We start from the raw sequence: 24,524 nt of genomic DNA, 5'->3' as shown, positions 1-24,524 counted from the left end.
TCACGTCAAGAATCGTTTCGCATCGAATGTCCAGCGCCTGATTCCGCTTACGTGATCGCGTAGAAAATAATTATTCGTTTCGTGCATATGACAATCGCATCGGGACGATCGGTCGCGGCGCGAACGCGCATGGCGCCGATTCAGCGTCCGCGCGCATCGGCCCGCGCGGCGCGGCGCGTGAATACGCGTCGGCGCGTGCGCGAACGCCTCCGTACTGCGTCGCGCGCGCAACATCGACCCGTTCACATTTCCGTATCGACGCGCGTCGGCGAGCACGCCCGCCCCGCGCACCGCAACCGTGCAGCCTCGGGGAAGCGTGATTCAGACATCAGAAGCCCGCGACCGACATCGTTAGTCTCGCCGGACCTCCAATGCGTTCGTGGGAATACGGCATGGTCGATATCCACCAGGTATGGCCGTACGCCGTCATGATGCTGCTGGCGTTCGCGTTCGCCTCGCTGCCGTGGTTCCGCAGCGCCGATCTCAGCGGCCCGCAAGCGGGCAAGCGCACCGACACGCTCGACGGCCTGCGCGGCTTTCTGGCGCTCAGCGTGTTCGCCGTCCATGCCATCGTGCATTACGACTACTTGCTGACCGGCGTGTGGAAACCGTCGACGGCGCAGTTCTACAACGTCGCCGGCGTGGTGTCGGTCTGCCTGTTCTTCATGCTCACCGGCTTTTTGTTCTGGAACAAACTGCTCAAGGCCGACGGCCGGCCGGGCTGGAAGGCGTTGTATATCGGTCGGGTGTTCCGTCTGGGACCGATGTATGTGGTCGCGGTGCTGGCGATGATCTGCATCGTCGCCTATCGCACCGGATTCCAATGGCGGGTGCCGCCGGCGCAGGCGATCGCCTCGGCGCTGGCCTGGCTGGCGCTGGGCATCGTGCCGCCGCCGCCGACCATCAACGGTTACACCGACACCGGCACGATCCTGGCCGGGGTGACCTGGACCTTGTTCTTCGAATGGCTGTTCTATTTCTCGCTGCCGCTGTTGGCGGTGTTCGTACGGCGGCGCAAGCATCTGGCCTTCACCGGCGCGGTGGTGGCGCTGTGCCTGCTGACGATAGTCGCCGCGACCTGGAACGGCGGCTTCCAACCCGGGGTCAAGCCGCGACCGGTGTTGCTGCTGGCGGTGCTGGCCGAACTGATCCTGATGCTGTTCTCGGGCATGTTCGTCGCCTCGCTGATCCATGCCGGCGTGGGCGCCAAGCTCAAGCTCGAACGGCCGCTGTGGGCGGCGCTGGCGCTGCTGGCGCTGCTGCTGGTGTTCGCCGCGATGCTGAGTACGCGCAACATCGGCATGCTGCAGCTGCTGGCGCTGTGTCCGCTGACCGGCGTGTTCTTCTTCATCCTGTGCTCGGGCAATCGCCTGTTCGGCCTGCTCGCGCTGCCGGCCTCGCGGCGGTTGAGCAGCATGAGTTACAGCATCTATCTGTCGCAGGGGTTGGCGATGGTCGCGGTGTTCGCGATCCCGGGCGTCAAGGCCTATGCGCTCAGCGGCACGCTGCCGTTCTGGATCGTCAACATCGCCTGTGCGCTGTTGCTGATCGTCAGTTCGTTCGTGACCTACCGTTGGGTCGAGGAACCCGGCATCCGCATGGGCCAGCGCCTGTCGCGGCGGCGCGAAACCGCGCCGGCCGCGCTGGATCCGGTGGCCTCGCCGACGTAGTGAAGCGCGCTCGATCGGATAGAGCGTCGGGGCGCAAGCCCCGCCGACAACAGCAAACCCTTACGGCGGCGCCGCTGGCTCAGCCGCGCCGGCCTGAGCCTGCACCCGCAAGCGATCGCCGTGCACGCGATACGCGAACGGCGCGCCCGCGCCCAGATGGCGCCACAACGGCCGCAACACCGCTTCGGCCTTGAGCAGCACTTCCTCGAATTCGGCGTCGGCTTCCGACAGCCAGGTGATCGCGCCGCCGGCGCCGAAGGCGACGCTGTCGCCGTCGTAGGACAAGGTGCGGATGCCGATGTTGAGATCGGCCACGCGGTTGTAGCCCAGGTAGCCGATCGAGCCGCAGTAAACCCCGCGCGCGCTGCGCTCCAGGCGATCGATGATCTGCATGGTGCGCTGCTTGGGCGCGCCGCTGATCGATCCGCCGGGGAAGGTCGCGCGCAACAGATCGATCAGGCTGCGGTCGGGCCGCAGCTGCGCTTCCACGGTGCTGACCAGTTGGTGCACGGTGCGATAGCTTTCGATCTCGCGCAGCTTGGGCACCTCGACCGAACCGCGCACGGCGACCCGATTGAGGTCGTTGCGCATCAGATCGACGATCATCAGGTTCTCGGCGCGGTCCTTGTCCGAAACGGCCAGGCGTTGCGCGTACTGGGCGTCGCGCTGCGGATCGCGCGAGCGGCGGATCGTGCCCTTGATCGGCTTGGTCTGGATGCGGCCGTCGCGGTTCACACGCAAAAAGCGCTCGGGCGAGGTGCTCAGCACATGGCAGCGGCCGCTGCGCAGGTAGGCGCCGAACGGAGCCGCGTTGCCGCGCCGCATCTGCCGGTACAGCGCCAGCGCGTCGAGCTGGGCGCGGAAACGGAAATGATTGGTCAGGCAGACCTGATACGACTCGCCATCGACGATGGCACGACGGCACGCGCCGATCGCGGCCAGATAATCCTGGCGCCCCAGGTCCATCTCCACCTCGAGGGACTGCAACGCAGGCGCATGCGCCTGCGCGGCTTGCCCGCTCAGCTGCGCCACCTGTTCGCAGCTCGCATCGATCCAGCGCTGCGCCGCGGCGATTTCATCGGCGGCGCCGTCGCCGTCGGCCCGGGCGATCGCGATCGCCCAGCCGCGCCCGCTGGCGTGATCGAAGGCCAGGAACCGGCGTACCCGCATCCACAGCGCATCGGGCAGGGTCGTGCCGGCGCCGCGCTCGCCGTCGAACACCGCCTTCATCTCGTAGCCCAGATAGCCCACGTAGCCGCCGCGGAAGTCGAACGGCAACCCGTCCGCGGCCTCTACCTCGCAGCCTTCCAGTTCGGCTTCCAGTTCGGCCAACAGCGCCTGACCCGCCGACAGCGCGGCATCGTCGTCGGCGATGCGGTAACCGCGCAGATCCGCGTCCTCGACTGCGCCCATGAACGAACACGCCGCAGCGTCTTCGGCGATCTGGCTGTCGAGCCAGAAGCTGTGGGCCTGCGATGCATAGACCGCGGCGAATACGGTTTCCGCGTCGACCGGGCCTGCACCCGCGGCCTGCAGCGGCCGCTGCAGCGCGCGCAGGCGCACGACGCGCGGCGCGCGGACGGGTGCGTGAGCGACAGGCGCGCTCACGCTGACGAACGCGCGCCCGCGATGGCGACGGGCCAGGTCGCGGAAGTTGGCGATCAGGTCGATGCCGTGTTCGGTCAGGATCGACTCGGGATGGAACTGCACGCCCCATTGCGGCCGCTGCCGATGACGCAGGGCCATGATCAGCCCGTCCTGGCTGTGCGCGGTGGCCTGCAGCGCCGCCGGCAGCGGCGCGGCGGCGATCAGCGAGTGATAGCGCACCACCTGCAGCGGCGCCGGCACGCCGGCGAACAAGTCGCTGCCGTCGTGCGAGACCTCGGCGATGCGGCCGTGCACCGGTTCGGGCGCGTGCACGATGCGGCCGCCGTAGGCATGGGCGATGCCCTGGAATCCCAGGCACACGCCCAGCAGCGGCAAGGCCGAGCGTTCGATCGCCTGGCGCGACACGTGGAAATCGGCCTCGCGGGTCACGCTGCCCGGACCGGGCGAGATCACGATGCAGTCGTAGCGATCGTCGGCCTGCAACTCGTCCCAACCGTAGTCGTCGTTGTGCACGACCCGCGGCGCATCGCCGAACGCCCGGCCGATCTGGTCGGCGAGGTTCCAGGTGAAGGAGTCGTAGTTGTCGATCAACAGGCAACGCATGATCCGCCTATTGTCGTACAAACCCGCGCCCTGGAATCACTCGATGGCTGGGCGCAGTACACAAGCGATGCTGCGCACCCCGCCGTCCTCGCCGTGGCAGTCGACCGCGAAACGCTGGCCGGCGCGCACGCCGGGCGCCAGGGTCTGCGCGGCGGCGAACACCAGCCGCTGCGGTTCGACCTGGGCCAGGCGCATGGCCTCGAAGCCGAAGAAGCGCCGTACTTGCGGGAACAGTGCTTTGTACAGGCTTTCCTTGGCCGAGAACGCCGCCGCCAGGCCGAACGGGAAATCGTCGAAACCCGCGCGTATCAGGGTTTCCTCGGCGGCGTCGACGACCACGCCGCGGATCTGCTCGGCCAGCTCGGCGCCGATCCCGCGTTCGATGTCGATGCCCAGGCCGATCACCCGCGGGTCGTCGCTGGCGATGCACACCGCGCGGTCGCCGGCGTGGGAGATCGAAGCGATCGCCCCGGCCGGCCACAGCGGTTCGCGATCCGGACCGATCCCGATCTGCCCGGCCGGTACGCCCAGCCGGCGCAAGGCACGCTGCGCGCAGATCCGCCCGGCGAGGTATTCGCCGCGACGCTTGGCGACGGCGCGGGCGAACTGAGGCGGGAAGTCCAGGCCGTGCAGCGGGTAGAGCTCGTCGCGGTAGAGGCCCAAATCGAAGCGGCAACGGTAACCGACCAGCGATTTGCCCTGTACTTGAACGTCGAAGTCGCCAGCGGAGTTCAGAAAGCTGTCGGTGCACAGAGGATCAAGGTCGGCCATGGTCGATTCCTGGTGCACGCTGGAGAGCGGCATGTTGCGGTGCCCGAAGTGAAGGGACCGGTTCTACAAGCTGCGTCCGGGCCAGATCCAGGCGCTGGGTGGTGCAGACAGCCACGCTCTCAGTCGCCCCGAACCTGCCCGGGCGGCAGCGGGCAGACCCGATCGATGTCGAGGAGTTTCTCAGCCTTGCCTTCGCTGCGATCTCGCCACAGGCGTTCATAGCAGGCAGCGCGGAACTTGTCTTTGTCCACGCCATCTCCCTCTTTGAAGGCTGTCCACAGATCGAAAAGACTTTGATCGTGCCCAAGCCGAGCAGCGGCCTGATAGGGCATCAGCGCTTCACGCGGTTTTTTCTCATAGCCTATGTACTGTCTTGCCAGAGCATAGCCGGCGTCCGCCGATCCTTGTTCGAGAGCGCACTCAAACATTGCCCGTGCAATGGAGAAACCGCGGTCCCTCTCGCCGGGCGCGGACTGAGCGACGGCCTTACGCAGGTTATCTCCTGTCACAAGCTGCGATTGTGCATTGCCGAGATCGGCGCCTTTTCTGAAGTATGTCAGCGCCATGTTGCGATCTTCCTGCACTCCGATGCCGCGCTGCAGGAAGGTTCCCATGTGGTAGTAACCCAGGCCGACATTCCGCTTGATGAGCTTTTCCGCCCACTCGACACCCTTGGCCTCATCGATCTCGACGCCGTCGCCATCGATGTAGGCCCGCACGAGGTTGTTCATCGCTTTGACATGGCCGCGCTCGGCGGCCTTGAGGGTCAGCGCGAACGACTGCTCGCTGTAATCTTGGTTGCCGCTTTTGTGGCCGGCCTGCCGCAGGTCGTTGGCCTGCCGATACCACTCTTCGGCCTGTGCGTCGGGCTTGGGCAGCAACTCGGCCTGATGCGAGCATTTGAATTCGAGCGATTGCCAGTCGATGGTCGCCGGGTTAGTGGTGTCTCGCTGCGCTTGTGCGTCACAGCCGATAAGCGAAGCGATGCCAGTCAGAGCAAATAAAAGCGCGATAAGCCTCAGCGTAGTCCAGCCCAGCCGCGCAGCCAACAATGCATCCTTGTCCGAGTCGGCTCCATCGTTCTTCGTCGGGGCTTGTTGCCTGGGCATGAACTCCATCTCCGTGCGTCCCGTACCGTTCTACAGGTATGTAGCTTCTACAAGTGTCGTCGCCCTTCCCAGATGACCTTAGGAACCGATAGCCCCATATCAGTTCCCCACCTGTCCTAGCGCTGCGTGTCTCCACGTCGGTCGAGCCAACGATAAAAATCGTCGTCTATAAGCATCCATCCATAGTTTACGGGATGAGATGACCGATTAACGGAGTGGGTAGTGGGTATAAGACGCTGCGCTGCCCAAAGAATGCCGTCGTCGGTATCGCCGCGCAGACGTCCGTGAGAGCAACCTCAGAGCACGATCGCGCGGCAGGCGGATTCTTGAGACGACGGGCTGTGCCGACAGGCCACAAATGCGAACGGCCCGCCAGGCGGACCGTTCGCTTCGTAGCTATGGCAGGTGTCGGATCAGTTGACGCTGGCCGCGCTCCAGGCCCGCGCCACTGCCGCGTGTTCGGCCGAGCCGGCGCCGTACAGCTCCGCGGCCGCTTGTAAGGTCAGGGTGCGCGCCTGCGGGTAGGTGGTGTTGCTGGTGAACTTGGTGGTCAGCGCGCGATAGAAGATCTTGCCGGCCTTGTCGCGACCGATGCCGGCGATGGCGGTGTCGCCGTTGCAGACCAACTGGGCCTGCGTCAGGCCCGATCCGGCCGGCACCGCGGCGCCTTCGGCCAGCAGGTAGAACGCGCGGTTGCCCACGCCGGAGGTGTAGTGCGGATCGTGGATGCCGCCGCTGGCCAGGGCCGGATCGAAGCCGCCGGCCGGATAACAGTTGAACGACTTGCCGTCGGCGGCCTGGTTGTACATGTCGCGCAAGGCCTTGCCCGCCTCGGTGCGCACCATCTCGCCGATGCGGTAATCGCCCGGATCGTTGGCGTTGTTGGCATGGAACTCGACCAGAGCGCCGAAGATGTCCGAGACCGATTCGTTGAGCCCGCCCGCATCGCCCGAATACGCCAACGCCGCGGTCTTGGCGGTCACGCCGTGGGTCATCTCGTGACCGGCCACGTCGACGCCCACCACCGGCTTGAAGCCGCGCGTCGCGTCGCCGTCGCCATAGAACATGGTATTGGTCAGCGCGACGTAGGCGGCGTTGGCGCCGGTGATGGCACCGCTCTGGGTCTTGAAGGTGGTGTGGGCGTAGCTCTTGATGCCCTTGCCATCGCCGGCCAGGCCGCTGCGGCCGTGCACGTTCTTGTAGTAGTCCCAGGTCACGCCGACGCCGTAGTGGATATCGACGCCGACCGTGTTGCGGTCGCTGGTGCTGTTGTTGCCCCAGGCGTTGTCGGTGTCGGTGAGCACCGGCCCGTTGAGAAACAGGATGCTGAACAGATCCGAGACGGTCTTGTCCTGCGCGTCGTGGACCGCGCCGTTGCCGCGCGTGGTGTCGATCAGGTCGAACTTGGTCGCGCTCTTGCGATCGGTGGCGATGCTCAGATCGCCGTAATACAGCGACTTGCCGGTGCCGACCGCGGCGGCGGTCTGGACCAGGTCCTGCACGTCGAGCACCTTGCCGCTGGCGGCATCGACGTAGTACTTGACCAGGCCCGAATGGCGGCCGGTTTCGGCGCCCTGCAGGATCACCTCATGGGCCAATACCGGCTGGGTGCCGCGGGCGTAGACGACCTGCTCGTTCGAGTACACCTTGTCGACCCGGCCGCCGAAGCGCGCGCCGGCTTCGACCGCGGCGTCCTGCGCGCTCAATCGAGCCTTGCCTTTCGGACGCAGCGCGCTGCGCAGGGTCAGCGAAGCCGAACGCAACGCGCCGCGCTGGCTGCGCGTCACCACGTCGCCGCCGATCACGCGCAGGCCGCGCCAGCGGCGATCGAAACGGACGTGCTCGGTGCCGTCGGCGTCGACGATGGCGTCGCGCGCTTCGAAGTTGTCGTCGCCGTCGGCCTTGAGCGCGCTCAGATGGTTGCCGATCAATCCCTGAGCCTGAGTGACCGCCAGCGCGGCCTTGCCTTGCACTTGTCCCGCCATGGCCGTCGGCGCCAACAGCAACGTCACCGCCGCGGCCAGGCACGACAGTTCGAACTTAAAATGCGTCTTCATGAGTGTGGTTCCCCTTGTGTGTACAAGCACCGTAGGTACGGGCAAATGTCCGGCGGCGGGTGCCGCTGGCCATTGCATACTCGCGATGGATGCGTGCGGTAAATCCTCTGTCGCCCGCACAAACACCCGGAAAAATGTGCTGAACTTCAGAGTTCGAGGAAGCCAAAAGAACTTTGCGTACGCGATGCGCAGCTATTGCGCATAGTGTGGGCAGTCGCTTTTCCTATAGGTTTTATAGACTTACCGTGCGTGCTGCGATATCGCGATCGGTCCCCGCGCGCGGCAGCTCCCTCGCCCCGTACTCTGCGAACTATCCGCATCCCTGGTGCCTACACGCATGAAAATACTGTCCGCCGTTCTCGCGTTGTCCACCGTCCTGGCCGCACCCGCGTCGATCACGCGCGAAACCTCGCCGCACCCGGCATACGTCACCGCGACGCCGACGCTCGCGCCGGAACGTCTGGCGCGGCTGGACACGGCGCTGCAACGTTATGTCGACGACGGCCGCATCGCCGGCGCGGTCGCGCTGGTGCTCAAGGACGGCCAGCCGGTCTACGAGCGAGCGCTGGGTTGGAGCGACAAGGAAGCCGGCCGGCGCATGAGCGCCGACACCGTGTTCCGGATCGCCTCGCAGACCAAGGCGATCACCAGCGCGGCGATCCTGATCCTCGCCGAGGAAGGCAAGCTGACCTTGACCGAGCCGGTGAGCCGCACGATTCCCGCGTTCGCCAAGACCACGGTCGCATCGACCGACGGCGCCGCGGTCGCGGCCAAGCGCCCGATCACCGTGCACGATCTGCTGACCCACACCGCCGGCATTTCCTACGGCACCGATGACGCGGTCAAGGCCGCCTACCGCGAACAGGGCCTGGGGCCGGCCGCCGGTTTCGGCTGGTACACCGCCGACAAGGACGAGCCGGTCTGCACGACGATGGAACGGCTGGCCTCGCTGCCGTTAGTGGCGCAACCGGGCGAACGCTACGTCTACGGCTACAACACCGACATTCTCGGCTGCGTGGTCGAACGCGCCGCCGGGATGCCGCTGGATGCGTTCATCCGCAGCCGCATCACCGGCCCGCTGGGGATGAAGGACACGGTGTTCTTCCTGCCGCCGGCGCAGCGCGAGCGGCTGGCGGCGGTGTACGGCAGCGGCAAGGACGGTCGGATCGAACGCGCGCCCGAGGGCAGCCGCGGACAAGGCCATTACATCGAAGGCCCGCGGCGCAATTTCGCCGGCGGCGCCGGTCTGCTGTCGACCGCGCGCGATTACGCGCGGTTTCTGGAAATGATCCGTCGCGGCGGCGCCCTCGACGGCGTGCGCATCCTTTCGCCGCGCAGCGTGCGGCTGATGCGCACCAACCAGTCCGGTGCGCTGTATCGCGAAGGCGCCGGCCTGGGCTTCGGTTACGGCTTCGAGGTCACCGAGCGTTTCGGCGCCAACGGCCTCGACGGCGAAGGCGCGTTCGGCTGGGGCGGCGCCTACGGCACGATGTACCGCGTGGATCCGGAGTCAGGCCTGGTGCTGGTGTTGATGCTGCAGCTGTTGCCGAACCGCACCGATATCCATTCGGTGTTTTCTACGGTTACGTATCAGGCGCTTGATTGACGGGCTGACAGCAAAAGCAAATCCCCCCTAGCCCCCCTTTTTCAAAGGGGGGAACTGTTCTGCTGGAGCTGGTGGGAACGCAGGCGAACGATTGCCCCCTTTGACAAAGGGGGCACGCGCCTTGCGTCGACCGTGAACCCGCGTCGCATCGGCGCGGGGGATTTGCTCTTAGCGATCAGTCCGCAACGATCGCGTGCGGCACGAATCGCGAGGTGTCCTGGGTGATGATCCCCGCATCCTCGCGAATCCCCATCCCCGCCGCCTGATCGGCCACCACCCAACTGCCGATCAGCGGATAGTTGGGCGCGCCGTCGGCGCCGTCGAAACGCGGCAACGGGTGCAGCGCCTGGCGGATGGTCGGGCCGCCCGCGTAGGGGCCGTCGCTGCTCAGGCGTTGTCCGTTCGCGTCGACCAGCTCGATGTTGGCGCCCTCGCGCGAGAACAGCGGCTTGCGCACCCAACCCGCGCCGAGTTCGGCCGGCACGGCCTCGTCGAAATACGCTTCGAGCAAATTGGGGTGGCCGCGATGGCGTTCCCATAACAACGGCAGTACGCCCTTGTTGCTGAGGATCGCCTTCCACGCCGGCTCGATCAGCTGCACTTGCGAGGCCGCGAGCTTGGCGCCGTACTCCTCCACGAACATCCATTCCAGCGGATACAACTTGAACAAGGTGCGGATCACCCGGTCATCGCCGTCGGTGAACCAGCCTTCCGCGCTCAGGCCGATGCCTTCGATGCTCAGCTCCAGCGTGTCCACGCCGGCCTGCTCGGCGCAGTCGCGCAGATAGCGCACCGTGCCCTGGTCTTCGACGGAATCCTCGACCGCGGCGAAATGCACCGGCGTGGCGATGCGCTTGTCGCGGGCCAGCGTGCCGAAGGTTTCGATCAGCAGTTCCTGGATACGGTTGTACTGATCGCCGCCCTCGCCGATCGCGCCGATCGCGCCGCGCTGGATGTTCTGCTCCAGCCACAGCCACTGGAAATACGCCGCTTCGTACAACGAGGTCGGCGTGTCGTAGTTGAGCTCGTACAGCTTGGCCGGACCGTTGCCGTCGTAGGCCAGGTCCATGCGCCCGTACAGATGCGGCTCGCCGCGGTGCCAGGAATCGGCGATCCAGTCCCAGTGGGTGTTCGGAATCGCCAGCCGGGTCATCAGTTCTTCCGAGCCGACGACTTCATCGACCAGGGCCATCGACATGTCGTGCAGCTCCTGGGTGGGCTGCTCGATGTCGTCCTCGATCTGGCGCAGGCTGAAGGCGTAGTAGGCGCGTTCGTCCCAATACGGCGCGCCGTCGATGGTGTGGAAATGGAAGCCCAGCGACTGGGCCTGTTCGCGCCAGTCGGGGCGTTCGTTCGCGACGATGCGTTTCATGCGATTCCGATGAAGTCGGCCGCGCCGGGCGCGGCCGTGGAGGGAACGGGCGTAGGCGATGCGCGGGCGATCAACCGCCCCAGCCGCCGCCGCCGGAACTGCTCTTGCCGCCGAAGCCGCCGCGCGCCGCGGCGCTGGAACCGAAGCCCGAACGCGAGACGGTCATCGCCCGCGCCGGCAGTGCGGTGTTGGCGGCCGAACGGCCGTACACAGTGCCGCTGGATTTGCTGACCTGATCGCCGTTCGGGCGCAGGTAACCGCCGCTGCGGTAATCGCGGTAGAGCGGCGACACGCCGCCGACGTGGTAGTAGTTGCGGCCGCCGCTCATCGCCTGCGACAGCGCGTAGCCGACCAGGAAGCCGGTCATCGGCGGCATGAACGTGCTCTGGTTGCCGTTGGCGTGCTGCGCCGGTACCGGCTGGCAGGCGCCGAACTGCTCGTTGCACTGCTGTTCGCTCTCGAAACGCGGGGCGATCTTCTCGTGATCGACCAGCGCCTGGGAATACGCCTTCTCGCACTCTTCGCGCGAGATCTCGGTCTGCACCGCGCATTCTTCGCGCGAGGTCAGGATCTTGCCGCTGGGATCGTCGTCGCAGCCGACCAGCGCGGCCGGCACGGCGACCGCCATCAGCACCAGTTTGAGGTTGCGCGAGCGCTTGCCGCGCGCGCCGTTCTTGGAAAGGGAGGTCGTGGTCATGGCATCGCTCACGGCGTCATCGCGGCGGCGTTGATCAGGCCGACGCTGATCGACACGCCGGCGTAGAAGATGCCGGCGGCCACTTGGTTGTTGGTGATCTGCTGCGACAGCTTGGGCGCGCCCAGGCGCGCGATCAGGAACGCGAACAACTGCACCACCACCGACACCGCGCCCCAGATCGCCGCGTCGACCAGGCTGACCGAGTTGGAGATCGCCGAATGCAGCGGCAGGGCCAGACCGATCAGGGTGCCGGCGAACGCGGTCGCCGCGGCGCTGTTGCCTTCGCGGATCAGGCTCAGCTCGCGATGCGGAGTGATCATCAGCACCGCCAGCGCGGCCAGGATCAGCACGCCGATGCCGGTACCGGCGTAGGCGAGGAAGTTGAGGAAGCTGTGGGCGGTGATCGGGGCGTCCATGGAAGATCCTTGCGTGGTGATGCGGTGACGGGGCTTGAAGATTGCGCCGAAAAGTCGAAAGTTCGGCGTCTTCGGCCCCTTAAATTAAGGGTTCGATGGCGTTGTGGAGGATGAGCGAATGCAGCGCAAGCCGGGGTCGTGAATAGCTGCGAATTCTCACCTAGGTAATGTCGAGATCGGCGGTGTTGAGGTCCAGGCCGATCGCATAGGTGACCGCGAACTCGCTGGGGCCGTAATCCTCCGCGGTGACCAGCAGGAACTCCTCGCGATCCAGCTCGGGCACTTCGCGCCGGTACAGCATGGCGTAATGGGTCAGATCGTCGTCGCGGCGCGGCGGGTCGTGGCGGTACAGCACCTCGTCGTAGATCACCGGCGGCACCTTGGCCGACGCGCTCTGGTCGCCGAACTCGCGGTGCCAGGTGCGTCCGGCGTATTGGATGCTGTCGGCGCCCAGATGCGGGTGTTCCTGGATGAAGCGCTTGAACTCGGCCTGATTGGCCGGGTTGACGGTTTCGTGGAACACGAAGGCCTTGATGCCCTCGACCTGGCCGCTGGCGGTGCTGATCTGCAGGTAGGCGTCATCGTCCAGATAGAAACGGTGCAGCGCGTGGCCGCCGCGCAGATCGATGTAACCGTAGCAGGGAATGCCCTGGTGGCCTTCGGGCAGCTGCACGGTCCAGGCCTGCGGATGGGCGCGGAACACCATCGTGTCGAAGGCGACGCGGCCTTGGATGCGCAAACCCAGCGGCAGCTCGTGGGCGAACGGCAGCGCCGGTTTCTCGGGCTGTTTTTTCTCGCCGCCGCCTAACAATCCCTTCAACCAACTCATCGCTCATGCCTCAAAGCGGGCGCGCGGCCCGGTCGTCGCCGTGATCACCGCGCCGCGAGCGAAGCCCACGGCACGCGCGCGCTGTCGATGCGCGCGTCGGCAAGGTAATACAACAACGTGCCCGGCGCGATCTCGACATGATCGGGCGGATTGAGTACCGGCGCGGCGCTGCGTCCGTCGCGGTAGCCGATCCACAGCGCCTGCTGCGCGCGGAATGCGCCGGCCAGCTTGCCGGCCTGCACCGCCACGGCGTTGGCCGGAATCTGCAGGCTGAACTGGGTCGGCCCACCCGCGCCGAGCCATTCGCCGGCCACCAGCGAGCTGCCCGCGTCCTGCGCGGCGCGCGCCATCACGTCCACGTGCAACGGCCGCGTGCATTCCACATGCGGATAGTGGCCGCGCACCAGTTGCGCGACCGCGGCCGATTCGAAATGGGCCACGACGTGCGCCTCGGGCTGATGCGCCATCACCGCGAACACCGCCGCCAGGGTGCGGTCGTCGTGATCGGTGTGGACGATGACCCGGGCGGCGCGCTTGAGACCGGCGCGTTCGTATTCGTTGCAGTCGGCATAGGACGTCGCGGCGACGAAACGGATCTGATCGGGCAGCGGATTCTCGGCCACGCCTTCGGCGACCAGCACGATGCCCTCGTCGTCGGTGTGGCTGTCGGCGAGCAGCAACTGCACCAGCCGTTCCGATTCGCGACCGTGCCAGCCGATCAGCACGGTGTGGCCGTGCATGTCTTCGTAGCTCATCTTGCCCATCTGATGGCGTCTCCAGAAATTGAGCAGGCCCGAGCTGGTCTTGGCCAGGATCGAGGCGAACAGCGCGATCGCGCCGGGCATGACGAACAAAGCCGCGACCCAGCGCCCGGCGGCGCCGCCTGGCGAGAGATCGCCGTAGCCGATCGTGCTGGCGGTAGTGACGTAGTAATAAACGAACCCATCCCAGCCCAGCAGCTTGTGTTCGCCGGCCGCGGCCAGCAACAGCCAGGTGCCGGCCATGTGCACCGCCAGCGCGGCGGCGACCACGCCCCAGCTGACTCGGCGCAAGTGCCCGCGCAGGGTGCGGAAGAGTTTGCCGATTACGATCATGTCAAAGGGTCATGTCGGCGGGTGGGTTTACGTCCGTGTGCGCGATTTTGCGCCGTGCTGTTTGTTGCTGCTGCGGGGCACTTGCTGCAGGTTTTCGAATGCGTCGTAACGTTCCGGCCGTCATCCCCGCGAAGCGGGCAGTCAGGGCTTTATCGCGACATGGCTCTGAAGTCTCTGGATCCCCGCCTGCGCGGGGATGACGAGCAAAGAAGTCGCCGCGAATGTTCGGCCACTCGATGCTTGAATGCCCGGACATTGAACAATCTCTCAAGACCGTCATTCCCGCGAATGCGGGAATCCAGCGACTTTGGTACAGGTTGCGACAAAGGCACCGGGTTCGCGGGAATGACGAGTCGCGACAAAGTCGGCCGACGCACGGCGATCAGCGTTCACGCCGATCGCCCGCTCATCACGACTCAATCCTTCCGCTTCACTCCTTCCGCTCGACCTTGTCGGTTTCCTTAACTTCCACCGCCGGCAGCGACAGCGGCTCGTGGCTGAGCTGCTGCACCGGCTTCTCGCGGAAGCGCTCGAGGATGTTGTCCACGCTGGTCGATTCCGGCAGCAGGCCGGCATTGGCCAGCTTGGCGTTGAGATCTCCGTCGCCGGTTTCCGATTCCAACTGCGCCGCCGCCTGCAGGCGCGCGCCGCGCTCGGCCTGACGCTGCTGGATGCGCTCGAGCGAATCCAGCGCAGTGGTGACCTTGCCGGTGGCGCCGGAATGACGCGCGGCGACCGCGGTCTGGGCGCGCTGCACCGCCTCGGTGGCCTTGACCGTGTCGACCTGCTGCTTGACCCGGGCCAGCTTGCGCTCGGTGGCGGTGATCGCGGTCTTGAGCTGGACGATGCTGGCGTCGTAGCTGTTGATCGCCTGCTCGTCGTTCTTCAGATCGGTCTCGACCGTGGCCAGGCGCTCGGCGACTTCGCGCGCCAAGGCCTCGTCGCCCTTGCGCAACGCGCCGGCGATGTAGGTCTCGTACTCGGCCTTCTTGGCGAAGCGGTCCTTGCTGCGGTTGGCCTGCAGCTGACGCTGGGCCATGACCTTGGTCAGTTCTTCCTTCGACCGCACCAGCTCGGTGCCGGCGTCGCGGATTTCCTGGTCGAGGATCTTCAGCGCGTTGGCGTCCACGACGGCCTGGCCGGCCTCGTGGGCGGTGCCGCGGAACAGGGTCAGGATCTTTTGCAGAATGCTCATGCGCTCACCAGATAGGACTTGAGGGCTTCCACCGCATCGATCGCGTTGTCGGCCAGGGTGCGGATTTCCAGTTCGATCTGCTCGGCGCTGGAGTCGGGCGCCATCTCGCCGAAGACGATATACACATCGCGCTCGTTGATGGTGGTCAGGCCCAGATTCGACAGCGGGTTGATCGGGTTCAGGCGCAGGCAGGCTTCGTTGAAGCCGGCCGCGTCGCGGACCTGGGCGGCCTCGACCAGCGGAGTGGAGACGAAGATCTCGCGGTCGGTCAGGGCGATGGTGATGCCCAGGTCGCCGCTGTCGGGCAGGCTCACCTGGATCGCGCCGTCGGCGGTCGGCACTTCTTCGACGTTGTCGGCGCCGAAGGAGGCGGCGAGGCGGGTCAGCAGTTCTTGCGTGGTCCAGCGGGACATAGGGCGGTCCTTGAGGGTGAAGGCGGCAGGCGCGGGGGCGCGAGGATCGCGAAAGGCGCTCGGCGCGGGCACGGGCCCGTCCTTGGCGCTGCGATCATCGTCCGTGACCGTGCTCATGGAACGCAACGTTTATAGGGGCGCCCGGTGACCGGCGCAAGGCGCATAGGTCGGAAGTCAGGGGTGGGCGAGCGGGCGCAAAGCCAAGCCTGACACGCTTTTTCGCCGTCGCGGCGGCTGCCGCGGCCGCGCGGGCGCCCCGTTCGCGGCCCAGCCCGCGCGGCGCGCGCTTGAGCTAAACTGTTTGGCGGAACTACCCGACCGGCATTCCCGGCCCGCATCGTCTGCCATGGCGCAGACCGACGTGGGTCCGTTATTCGGCGGGTCCGTGCAGCGGTCGCGCCGATCCCCGGTGGCGGCCACGTCGATGGCTCTATGCGTCCCGGTCGGGACGCACGCAATAGGTGGATCGTGCGCAATTACGACCTCGAATTCCTGAAGAAATTCTCGATGGTGATCGGCTTTCTGATGCTGGTGACCCTCGGCCTGATGATCGCGGCCTACTTCGTCCACCACCAGTTGCCGCAGGAAATCGATCCGCGCGCGGCCCAACGCACCGAGAACCGCATCGGTCCGGTCGGCGCGGTCTACGCCGGCGCCACCGGCGCGGCCTCGCAGCAGGCCGCGGTCGCCGCAGCGGCGGCCAAGGCCGCATCCCAGGTCGCCTACGGCGGCACGCTGGACGGCAAGGTCATCTTCGACAGCCTGTGTGCGGGTTGCCACAAGTCCGGTGCCGGCGGCGCGCCGACCCTGGATGCCTCGCATTGGTCCGCGCGCCTGCCCAAGGGCAAGGACACCCTGCACAAGCACGCCGTGGAAGGCTTCACCGGCACCACCGGCATCATGCCGCCCAAGGGCGGCAACCCGGCGCTGACCAACGATCAGGTCGCCGCGACCGTCGACTGGATGCTCGAGAACATCAAGTAAGCGCTGTCGCAAAGCGCTCGCCAGAACGCCGCCTTCGGGCGGCGTTTTTGTTGGTGGATACCGACTCGGTGCGAAAGCCGACGGTTATTGCTGTCGCTTCTTTGCCGTTCCCCCGTTGAAAAAAGGGGGAAACAGCAAGACAGCCTCGTCCTATCCGCTTGCCTCATCCCACCCACCCACCCACCCCATCTAGCCAGACGGCACACGACGCGCCGCAACGCGGCTGCGGATAATGGCCGCTCTTCGCCATCCTTCTCCGAGCCCGCCATGACGCGACTCCGCCCCGCCCTCGCCTTCGCGCCCTGCCTGCTGCTGGCCGCCTGCGCGACCGCGCCGCACGGCGAGCGCGCGGGCGCCCCGCGCGGCGCGGCCGTCGTCGCCATCGGCACGGTGCAAGGCCGCGACGATGCAAGGCCGCTCTCGGGCCAGAACGTCAGCGTGGCTGGCCTGGTCACCGCCGCCCTGCCCGACAAGGACCAATCCCCCGGCTGGCTGATCCAGGATGCGGGCGACGGCGATCCGACGACCTCCGACGCGATCTGGATCACCGGTCGCGGCGCCGCGGGATTGGCGCTGGGCCAGACCGTGCGAGTCAGCGGCCGGGTCCATCGGGCCGAACTCGATCCCGGCGGCAAAACCCCCGCGCGCGCGCTGACCGCGATCGACGCCGAGCAGGTCGCACCGCTGAACTCGCGCGCACAACGCAAATCGCTGGCCGCGATCGGTCCGGTCGCGATCGACCGCGCGCCCGACTGGCGCGCGCTGCAAGGCATGCGCGTGCGCATCGACGCGCCGCTGACCCTGGGCCGACGCGACGACAAGCAAGGCACGCTCAGCGTGTCCTTCGACGGGCCGCTGTGGCAGCCCTTGGAACTCGCCGCGCCCGGCAGCGAACGCGCCCGCGCGATCGTCGCCGACAACCGCCGTCGCCGGCTGGTGCTCGGTGGCGACCCGGCGCTGTTGGGCGCCGGTGCCTTCGCCGCGCGCAGCGGCAGCCGCCTGCAATCGGTGGAGGGCGTGGCGTGGCCGATCGCCGGCCGCGACGGCGTGCGCCTGACCGCGGCACCGCAATGGCAGCCCGCGCCGCGCCCATCGGCGCCGCGGGTCGGCGGCGATCTGCGCATCGCCGCGTTCAATCTGGAGAACCTGTTCAACGGCGACGGCCGCGGCGGCGGCTTCCCGACCCCGCGCGGCGCGCGCACTCAGGCCGAGTACCAGGCCCAGTTGGCCAAGCTGGTGGACACCATCCACACGCTCAATCCCGATGTCGCCGCGTTGATGGAGTTGGAGAACGACGGCTATGGCCCCGAATCGACCCTGGCCGAGCTGGTCGCCGCGCTCGACCGCGCCGATGCGGCCAGCGGCGGAACCCAGGATTGGCGCTATGCCGCGCCTTGCAAACAACCCTGCTCCGCGCGGACGCGGGGACCGGGCGACGATGAGATCCGCGTCGGACTGATCTATCGCGGCCAGCGCGTGGCCGCGCAGGGCCTGGCGGCGACCTTGCAACAAGGCCCGTTCGGCCCGCTGGCGCGCGTGCCGATGGCGCAGGCGTTCACCGCGATCGGCGCCGAACGCAAAGCCGGTCCGGCGTTCGTGGTGGTGGCCAATCACTTCAAGTCCAAGGGCTGCAGGGACGCGACCGGCGCCGATCGGGATCAGGGCGACGGCGCGTCGTGCTGGAACGCCACGCGCAGCGATTCCGCGCGCCGCCTCGATGCTTGGCTCAAGACCGATCCCACCGGCAGCGGCGGCGATCTGACGATGATCGTCGGCGACCTCAACGCCCATGCGCAGGAGCAACCGCTGCGCGAGCTGTACGCAGCCGGCTGGCAGGACGCCTTCGCCGTGGCCAAGGTCGAAGCGCCGTACAGCTACGTCTACGACGGCGAACTCGGCCGCCTCGATCACGCCCTGCTGTCACCGGCGCTGGCCGTACGGCTGCGCGGCGCGGCGGAGTGGCACACCAACGCCGACGAACCGGAAAGCGCCGGTTACCGCGACGGCGGCGCGGGTCCGTGGCGCAGTTCCGATCACGATCCGGTGCTGCTGGGGTTCGATCTGACGACGCGTTGAGCGGCGACGACGGCCACTGACCGCCAGCCCAGACCTCCGTCGGGGCTGAAGCCCCTCCCACAACAAACCTCGATGCCTCTACCCTCAATGCCTCTACCGCCGGCATGCCCGATGTCTTTTGTGGGAGGGCCTTTCAGGCCCGACCGCGAATCCACAACGACGACGCTGGCCGCCAGCCAAGACCCTCCATCGGGGCTGAAGCCTCTCTCACAGCAAACCTCAATGCCTCTACCCTCAATGCCTCTACCGCCGGCATGCCCGATGTCTTTTGTGGAAGGGCCTTTCAGGCCCGACCGCGAATCCACAACGACGACGCTAGGGACCGCCAGCCCATACCTCGGTCGGGGCTGAAGCCTCTCCCACAACAAACCTCGATGCCTCTGCCGCCCGCATGCCCTGGGTGTGTTGTGGGTTTGCTCTGGCCGTCCGTCATCGAGGCCACCACGCAACACACCATCGTAACACCGCCTCCACCCCGCCAAGTATCATGCCGGGCATGAGCACTCCCGCCTTCCCCAGCGACGCGTCCACCGCGCTGACGCTGCCCGGTCCGGTCGGCGCGATCGAAATGATCGTCGAGGCCGCCGAAGCGCCGGCGCGCCCGATCGTCGCCATCGTCTGTCATCCGCTGCCGACCGAGGGCGGGACCATGCACAACAAGGTCGTGACCATGGCCGCGCGCGCACTGCGCGAATCCGGCGCGGCCACGGTGCGCTTCAATTTCCGCGGCACTGGCGCTTCGCAAGGCGAGTTCGACCAGGGCGAAGGCGAATGCGACGACCTGCGCGCGGTCGCCGCCTGGGTCCGCGCCACCCGTCCGGATGCGCAACTGTGGCTGGCCGGTTTCAGTTTCGGCGCCTATGTCTCGCTGCGCATGGCCGATGAGCTGCGGCCCAAGCTGCTGATCTCGATCGCGCCGCCGGCCGGGCGCTGGGATTTCGACCGCATCGCTCCGCCCAGCGGTTATCCGTGGATCGTGATCCAGGGCGGGGCCGACGAAATCGTAGATCCCGACGCGGTGTATGCCTGGATCGACGGCCTGCGCCAGCCGCCGGAACTGGTGCGCATGCCCGACACGTCGCACTTCTTCCATCGCCGCCTGATCGACCTGCGCGGCGCGATCAAGAATTCCGTGCGTCCCCATCTCCCGCCGGAAACCGCTCCGGCCTGACAGGATTTCCCCACGATGCGCCCCGCCCCGAGCTTTGCGCTGCTGTACGCCTGCGCCTGCCTGATCGCCGCGGCCTGGTCGGCGAAGGCCGACGCGGCCGGTATCGACTGCGCCAAGGCCAAGAACAAGAACGAACAGGCCATCTGCGCCGATCCGGTGCTGACCGTCCGCGACGGCGAACTGAGCCAGGCCTATCGCGCCGCGCTCAAGGCCAGCCAGTACGGCGGCGCGTTGAAGAAGGACCAGTTGGCCTGGATCAAGGAACGCGACCGCTGCGACGGCCAGGTGCCGTGCCTGCGCCGGGCCTACGTCGAGCGCCTGACCGAACTGGCGCCCGGCGCGATCGGCGGCAAGTTCGACTGGAACGGTGACTGGACCCGCAGCGACGGCACCTCATCGCTGAGTCTCAAGGCGTTGGGCGAAGGCAAGTACGAGATGGAATTGCAGGCCAGCTCCGGCGCCAACACCGGCCTGTTGTCGGGCCGCACGCGCGCGGTCGGCGACAACGAGATGCTCTACAAGGGCAACGATCCCGCCGCCAAGTGCGAACTGACCTTTCACCGCTTCCACCGCCAGATCCAGATCGAGCAACAACACACCGGCAGCGATTGCGGCGCCGGCGTGGGCGTGCATTTCAGCGGCCGCTACCTGCCCGGCCTCGGCGAGGCGGTCGCCACCACCCACTGGAACCTGCTCGATCTGGGCGTGGTGCTGACGCCGGCCAACGACGCCAAGTTGCGCAAACTGCTCGGCGACGACTACGACGCGCTGGTCGACCGGATGGACGTGATCGACACCCGCGCCGACCAGGAAGGCCTGGGCGCCAGCGTCACCAACGGCTACGTGCGCGGCCTGGCCAGCCTCATGCGCGCGCTGTTGATGCAGACCGCCGACGGCCGCTTCTGGGTGGCCATCCGCGCCGACAACAAGCAGGACAAACCCGAGCTGCGCTACTACAGCAACGACCCGGCCTGGACCGCGAAACTGCCCGCGACCATCGACGCCTGGTCCGACGGTTATCAAGAAGCGGTGCCGGTGCGGCTGATGTCGGCCGGCGGCCGGACGCTGCGCACGCCATGAGCGCGCAACCGCAATCCGGCGCCGCGCTCACGCCCTCGCAGGCCTACGCGGCCGGTGTCGCGCGCCGCGACTGGACACCGGATCCGGCCCAGCAGCCGGCGCTGCGCGAACTCGACCGGATCCACGCCGGCCTGCTCGATCCGCCCGCCCAGGGCCTGTTCGACCGCCTGCGCGGCAAGCCGCGCGAAGGCGTGCGCGGCCTGTACCTGTGGGGCGGGGTCGGCCGCGGCAAGACGTTTCTGATCGACCTGTTCTACGAACACCTGCCGCTGGCCGAGAAGCGCCGCACCCACTTCCACCGCTTCATGCGCGAAGTCCACACCCAGCTGCGCGCCCACGCCGGCGAGAGCGATCCGCTGGCCAAGATCGCCCGCCAATGGCGCGAACAATTGCGCGTACTGGTGCTCGACGAGTTCTTCGTCATCGACATCGGCGATGCGATGTTGCTCGGGCGCCTGCTCGATCGCCTGTTCGCCGAGGGCGTGACCCTGGTGACCACCTCCAACACCGCGCCGCCCGATCTGTACGCCGACGGCCTGCAACGCGACCGCTTCAAGCCCGCGATCGAGCTGATCCAGCGCAACTGCGAAGTGCTGTTGCTCGACAGCGCGCAGGACTATCGCCTGCGCGCGCTGACCCGCTCGCCGGTGTATCGCGCGCCGTTGGACGCCGAATCCGACGCCTGGCTGACCGGACGCTGGAAGGAACTGGCGGCCGGTTGCGCGCCGGAGACCGGGCCGTTGCGTATCGACGGCCGCGACATCCCAGTGCGGGCGCTGGCCGACGGCCATGCCTGGTTCGACTTCGCCGCGCTGTGCGAAGGTCCGCGTGCGGCAGGCGACTACATCGAGATCGCCACCGAGTACCACACCGTGCTGGTCGGCGGTATTCCGCTGTTTCCCGGCGGCATCCACGACGATGCCGCGCGGCGTTTCATCAATCTGATCGACGAGTTCTACGACCGCCACGTCAACCTGGTATGCACCGCCGCCGACGCGCCGACCGGTCTGTACCGGGGCCACCGGCTCGACGGCGCGTTCGAGCGCACCGCTTCGCGCCTGATCGAGATGCAATCGGCCGAGTACCTGGCGCTGGAACACCGCGGCTGAGCGCATCGGGCCGGGGCGATTCGTCGCGTCCGGCCCGTGCCATTGGACCCTTCGGCGCCGGCGCGCGAGACCGCGAATCGCCCACGCAAACCCTCACGCAACCCCCACGCGTATGCGCGGCGTGACGACGCGAGCGGCCCGCGCAACCGCGCATATCCGCGCATGGGCACATTCGTGTCGCGCATCGCGGCCGTAAACGGCCGCCGCTCGCAAATACGCGCGGCCGACAGCCGCACCGCGACTGAACCGCCGGCGGACCGCCTCCGCCATGCGCGTCCAGCCGCTCCCGGGCGGGCGCAAACTTGCGCTGCGCCGCCGCACGAATCGCGAGAACCCTTATTTTTCAGTGGTTTTCTGCGCACCCGCGGCGACCGCGGCGGCGCCGTCGTCGCGCGCGAAATCCCTGTCGCGACAGGGATTTCCCCGGCGCCGCACCGACCGACGGGCATGTGCGACTGAAAAACACGCATTTTTTTGCGTCAAAACTCTTGGCGGCGCGTCACGCTTGCCCTACATTCCGCCTTGCCGAGGGGTTATCCAGGCAACCCATCCATCCAACGAGTACTACCGGAAAAAACTATGGCTACGAAAAAAACCGCTGCAAAGAAGAAGGCCGCGCCGAAGGCCGCCGCCAAGCCGGCCGCTACGAAGCCGATCAAGGAAGTGCTGAGCAAGTCGGGTCTGGTAGCGCACCTGGCCGAGGCGACCGGCGTGGTCGCTAAGGACATCCGCTCGGTACTCGCCGCGCTGGAAGGCGCCGTGCACGCGTCGATCAACAAGAAGGGCGCGGGCGCTTTCACCCTGCCGGGCCTGCTGAAGATCACCGCCGCCAGCGTTCCGGCCAAGCCCAAGCGCAAGGGCATCAACCCGTTCACCAAGGAAGAGCAGTGGTTCGCCGCCAAGCCGGCCACGGTGAAGGTCAAGGTCCGTCCGCTCAAGAAGTTGAAGGACGCCGCGGCCTGATGACCGCCGATGCGGCGCGCCCTGGCCCGCCGCATCACCGCTTCGCCGGACGCCGCCCTCGGGCGGCGTTCTGTTTTCAGCGGCCGCAATAGCGGCCGGCGATCCGGTCGCGCGTCGATGGCGCGCGTCCCGCGCGCTTGGGACCGGCGCAGTCTGAACACGTCGGCCGCTCGCCGCGCTCCCCCTTTCCACCGCCACCGCGCATGGCATAGTGCGCGCAACCGTAGTGGAGCGCGCGCCGTGGATCCGATCAGCCTGGAAGACTTGGCCCTGCTGGATGTTTTGCAACGCATCGACCAGGGGCATCCGCCGGGCCGGCATTCGCAGGCCTTGCGCGAACGCCTGGTCGAGGCGGCGCTGGCCCAGACCGACGATGAGGGCGAGCACCTGTCGCTGACCGACGCTGGCGTGGAGCGCTGCAAGTCGCTGCGCCATCGCGTCGCCGCCGATGCCGAAGCCGCGTTGGTGCTCAAGGAACGCGAAGAAGCCGCGACCCAGGAACCGGAAGCCGCAACCGACTGATCGCGCGCACATCGCATCGCGCGATCGCCGATCGGTTCAGCCGATTCATCCGGCGACGCGCATCTAACCGTGCCGTGTGTGTCGATTCGTCGCGCCGGCCACGCGCGCGCGATGCCGTCGTCGCGCAAGCTACACAAAGACACAGATGCGGCGCGCGCATCGGCTTGCCCCGCGTGCGCCTGCCCCGATATCGGCAGGCATCGCCCTTACGCCGCCGCCCATGACGCCTTTCGATCGCCACCTCTCCCTGTGGAATCTGACCGCCGACGGCGCGCCGATCCACACCCACAGCAGCGACTTGTTGCCGGTGCGCCACGGCGCGCGTCCGGCCATGCTCAAGATCCCGCGCGATGCCGAAGAGAAGTACGGCAGCGCGATGATGCGCTGGTGGAACGGCGAGGGCGCCGCGCGCGTGTATGCCTTCGATGACGACGCGTTGCTGCTCGAACGCGCCTGCGGCGCTCGCTCGCTCGCGCATATGGCGCGCAACGGCCAGGACGCGCAGGCCACCGGCATCCTGTGCGAAACCATCGAGCGCCTGCACGCGCCGCGCAGCGCGCCGGTGCCGGCCGATCTGGTGCCGCTGCGGCAGTGGTTCGCCGATCTGGAAACGTATGCGCGCAGCCAGGGCGGAATCTTGGCGCGCAGTTGGGACATCGCCCAGGAATTGCTGGCGCAGCCGCGCGAGGTGATGCCGCTGCACGCCGACATCCACCATGAGAACGTGCTCGATGCCGGCGACGCGCGCGGCTGGATCGCGATCGATCCCAAGCGCGTGATCGGCGAACGCGGCTTCGACTTCGCCAATCTGTTCACCGATCCCGACCAGGACACGGCGTTGAAACCGGGCTATTTCGAACGCCGGTTGGACGATGTGGTCGAGCACGGCCGGATCGAACGCCGCCGACTGCTGCAGTGGATCGCCGCGTTCCAGGGCCTGTCGGCGGCGTGGTTCCTGATCGACGACGAGGAACCGGAGAAAGAATTCGAAATCATCGGCCGGGCGTTGGCGGAGTTGGAGCGCTGTTGAGCCGGCCAGCGGCCGAGTTGCGAGACATCCCCGTTTCAAGGGGCAGGAGCGGCGCAAGCCGCGACCGTGAAACACGGCATACATCGTCGATGCGAGGTCGTGGTCGCGGCTTGCGCCGCTCCTACAGTCGGGCCTCGTGCGAAGCGGCG

The 24,524-nt window shown here is 67.3% G+C and carries 21 protein-coding genes; 10 read left to right on the top strand and 11 right to left on the bottom strand.

What is annotated here, in order from left to right; genetic code table 11:
* Positions 1-371 precede the first annotated feature (371 nt).
* Positions 372-1,670, top strand: a complete 1,299-nt coding sequence (locus ACTOWJ_RS11220) for an acyltransferase family protein (protein WP_441334690.1) — start codon at positions 372-374, stop codon at positions 1,668-1,670.
* 60 nt (positions 1,671-1,730) lie between these two features.
* Here ACTOWJ_RS11220 and pabB read toward each other — a convergent pair whose 3' ends face one another.
* The 4 genes from pabB to ACTOWJ_RS11200 form a co-directional block, all read right to left on the bottom strand.
* Positions 1,731-3,881, bottom strand: coding sequence for an aminodeoxychorismate synthase component I (pabB, locus tag ACTOWJ_RS11215; protein ID WP_441334689.1), 2,151 nt, complete (start codon positions 3,879-3,881; stop codon positions 1,731-1,733).
* Positions 3,882-3,917: 36 nt separating this feature from the next.
* Entirely contained in the window at positions 3,918-4,652 is a 735-nt protein-coding gene (locus tag ACTOWJ_RS11210) for a 4'-phosphopantetheinyl transferase family protein (RefSeq protein ID WP_441334688.1), read from the bottom strand.
* A 119-nt stretch (positions 4,653-4,771) separates the two neighbouring features.
* Positions 4,772-5,761: a tetratricopeptide repeat protein gene (locus ACTOWJ_RS11205; protein WP_441334687.1), complete on the bottom strand. Its 990-nt coding sequence runs from the start codon at positions 5,759-5,761 to the stop codon at positions 4,772-4,774.
* A gap of 413 nt (positions 5,762-6,174) precedes the next feature.
* Positions 6,175-7,818, bottom strand: coding sequence for a M4 family metallopeptidase (locus ACTOWJ_RS11200; RefSeq protein ID WP_441334686.1), 1,644 nt, complete (start codon positions 7,816-7,818; stop codon positions 6,175-6,177).
* A gap of 337 nt (positions 7,819-8,155) precedes the next feature.
* Between ACTOWJ_RS11200 and ACTOWJ_RS11195 the strand changes: the two genes are divergently transcribed.
* Positions 8,156-9,424, top strand: a complete 1,269-nt coding sequence (locus tag ACTOWJ_RS11195; protein WP_441334685.1) for a serine hydrolase domain-containing protein — start codon at positions 8,156-8,158, stop codon at positions 9,422-9,424.
* Positions 9,425-9,599: 175 nt separating this feature from the next.
* Here the strand turns inward: ACTOWJ_RS11195 and ACTOWJ_RS11190 are convergent, their stop codons facing one another.
* The 7 genes from ACTOWJ_RS11190 to ACTOWJ_RS11160 all read right to left on the bottom strand — a co-directional run bounded on the left by ACTOWJ_RS11190 (position 9,600) and on the right by ACTOWJ_RS11160 (position 15,440).
* Entirely contained in the window at positions 9,600-10,796 is a 1,197-nt protein-coding gene (locus ACTOWJ_RS11190; RefSeq protein WP_441334684.1) for a glutathionylspermidine synthase family protein, read from the bottom strand.
* A 70-nt stretch (positions 10,797-10,866) separates the two neighbouring features.
* Positions 10,867-11,493 carry a DUF1190 domain-containing protein gene (locus ACTOWJ_RS11185; protein ID WP_441334683.1) on the bottom strand — a complete coding sequence of 209 codons (627 nt, stop codon included), beginning with the start codon at positions 11,491-11,493 and terminating at the stop codon, positions 10,867-10,869.
* Positions 11,494-11,501: 8 nt separating this feature from the next.
* Positions 11,502-11,909 (bottom strand): DUF350 domain-containing protein, encoded by a 408-nt coding sequence (locus ACTOWJ_RS11180; protein WP_441334682.1) that lies wholly within the window; start codon positions 11,907-11,909, stop codon positions 11,502-11,504.
* A 160-nt stretch (positions 11,910-12,069) separates the two neighbouring features.
* Positions 12,070-12,738 (bottom strand): DUF2491 family protein, encoded by a 669-nt coding sequence (locus tag ACTOWJ_RS11175; protein WP_441334681.1) that lies wholly within the window; start codon positions 12,736-12,738, stop codon positions 12,070-12,072.
* A 44-nt stretch (positions 12,739-12,782) separates the two neighbouring features.
* A complete protein-coding gene (locus ACTOWJ_RS11170; protein WP_441334680.1) occupies positions 12,783-13,832 on the bottom strand; it encodes a potassium channel family protein in 1,050 nt (349 codons plus the stop codon).
* Positions 13,833-14,262: 430 nt separating this feature from the next.
* Positions 14,263-15,027 (bottom strand): PspA/IM30 family protein, encoded by a 765-nt coding sequence (locus tag ACTOWJ_RS11165; RefSeq protein ID WP_441334679.1) that lies wholly within the window; start codon positions 15,025-15,027, stop codon positions 14,263-14,265.
* Positions 15,024-15,440: a YjfI family protein gene (locus tag ACTOWJ_RS11160; RefSeq protein WP_441334678.1), complete on the bottom strand. Its 417-nt coding sequence runs from the start codon at positions 15,438-15,440 to the stop codon at positions 15,024-15,026. Before ACTOWJ_RS11160 ends, ACTOWJ_RS11165 begins: the two co-directional genes overlap by 4 nt.
* Before the next feature lie 468 nt (positions 15,441-15,908).
* Here ACTOWJ_RS11160 and ACTOWJ_RS11155 point away from each other — a divergent pair, with 468 nt between their 5' ends.
* The 8 genes from ACTOWJ_RS11155 to ACTOWJ_RS11120 all read left to right on the top strand — a co-directional run bounded on the left by ACTOWJ_RS11155 (position 15,909) and on the right by ACTOWJ_RS11120 (position 24,375).
* On the top strand, positions 15,909-16,424 hold the full coding sequence (locus tag ACTOWJ_RS11155) for a c-type cytochrome (protein WP_441334677.1): 516 nt from the start codon (positions 15,909-15,911) through the stop codon (positions 16,422-16,424).
* Positions 16,425-16,691: 267 nt separating this feature from the next.
* Positions 16,692-18,500 carry an ExeM/NucH family extracellular endonuclease gene (locus tag ACTOWJ_RS11150; protein ID WP_441334676.1) on the top strand — a complete coding sequence of 603 codons (1,809 nt, stop codon included), beginning with the start codon at positions 16,692-16,694 and terminating at the stop codon, positions 18,498-18,500.
* Positions 18,501-18,996: 496 nt separating this feature from the next.
* On the top strand, positions 18,997-19,671 hold the full coding sequence (locus ACTOWJ_RS11145; RefSeq protein ID WP_441334675.1) for an alpha/beta hydrolase: 675 nt from the start codon (positions 18,997-18,999) through the stop codon (positions 19,669-19,671).
* 15 nt (positions 19,672-19,686) lie between these two features.
* Entirely contained in the window at positions 19,687-20,751 is a 1,065-nt protein-coding gene (locus ACTOWJ_RS11140; protein ID WP_441334674.1) for a lysozyme inhibitor LprI family protein, read from the top strand.
* Positions 20,748-21,860: a cell division protein ZapE gene (gene zapE, locus ACTOWJ_RS11135; protein WP_441334673.1), complete on the top strand. Its 1,113-nt coding sequence runs from the start codon at positions 20,748-20,750 to the stop codon at positions 21,858-21,860. Before ACTOWJ_RS11140 ends, zapE begins: the two co-directional genes overlap by 4 nt.
* 579 nt (positions 21,861-22,439) lie before the next feature.
* On the top strand, positions 22,440-22,823 hold the full coding sequence (locus ACTOWJ_RS11130; RefSeq protein ID WP_441334672.1) for an HU family DNA-binding protein: 384 nt from the start codon (positions 22,440-22,442) through the stop codon (positions 22,821-22,823).
* 240 nt (positions 22,824-23,063) lie between these two features.
* Positions 23,064-23,345: a hypothetical protein gene (locus ACTOWJ_RS11125; protein ID WP_441334671.1), complete on the top strand. Its 282-nt coding sequence runs from the start codon at positions 23,064-23,066 to the stop codon at positions 23,343-23,345.
* A 220-nt stretch (positions 23,346-23,565) separates the two neighbouring features.
* Entirely contained in the window at positions 23,566-24,375 is an 810-nt protein-coding gene (locus ACTOWJ_RS11120) for an aminoglycoside phosphotransferase family protein (RefSeq protein WP_441334670.1), read from the top strand.
* The last annotated feature ends 149 nt before the right edge of the window (positions 24,376-24,524 follow it).

Source organism: Lysobacter sp. CA199 (genome assembly GCF_052078715.1).
Classification (GTDB): Bacteria; Pseudomonadota; Gammaproteobacteria; order Xanthomonadales; family Xanthomonadaceae; genus Lysobacter.
The sequence above is the reverse complement of the archived record's forward strand: the minus strand, read 5'-3'. Positions and strand labels throughout refer to the sequence as shown.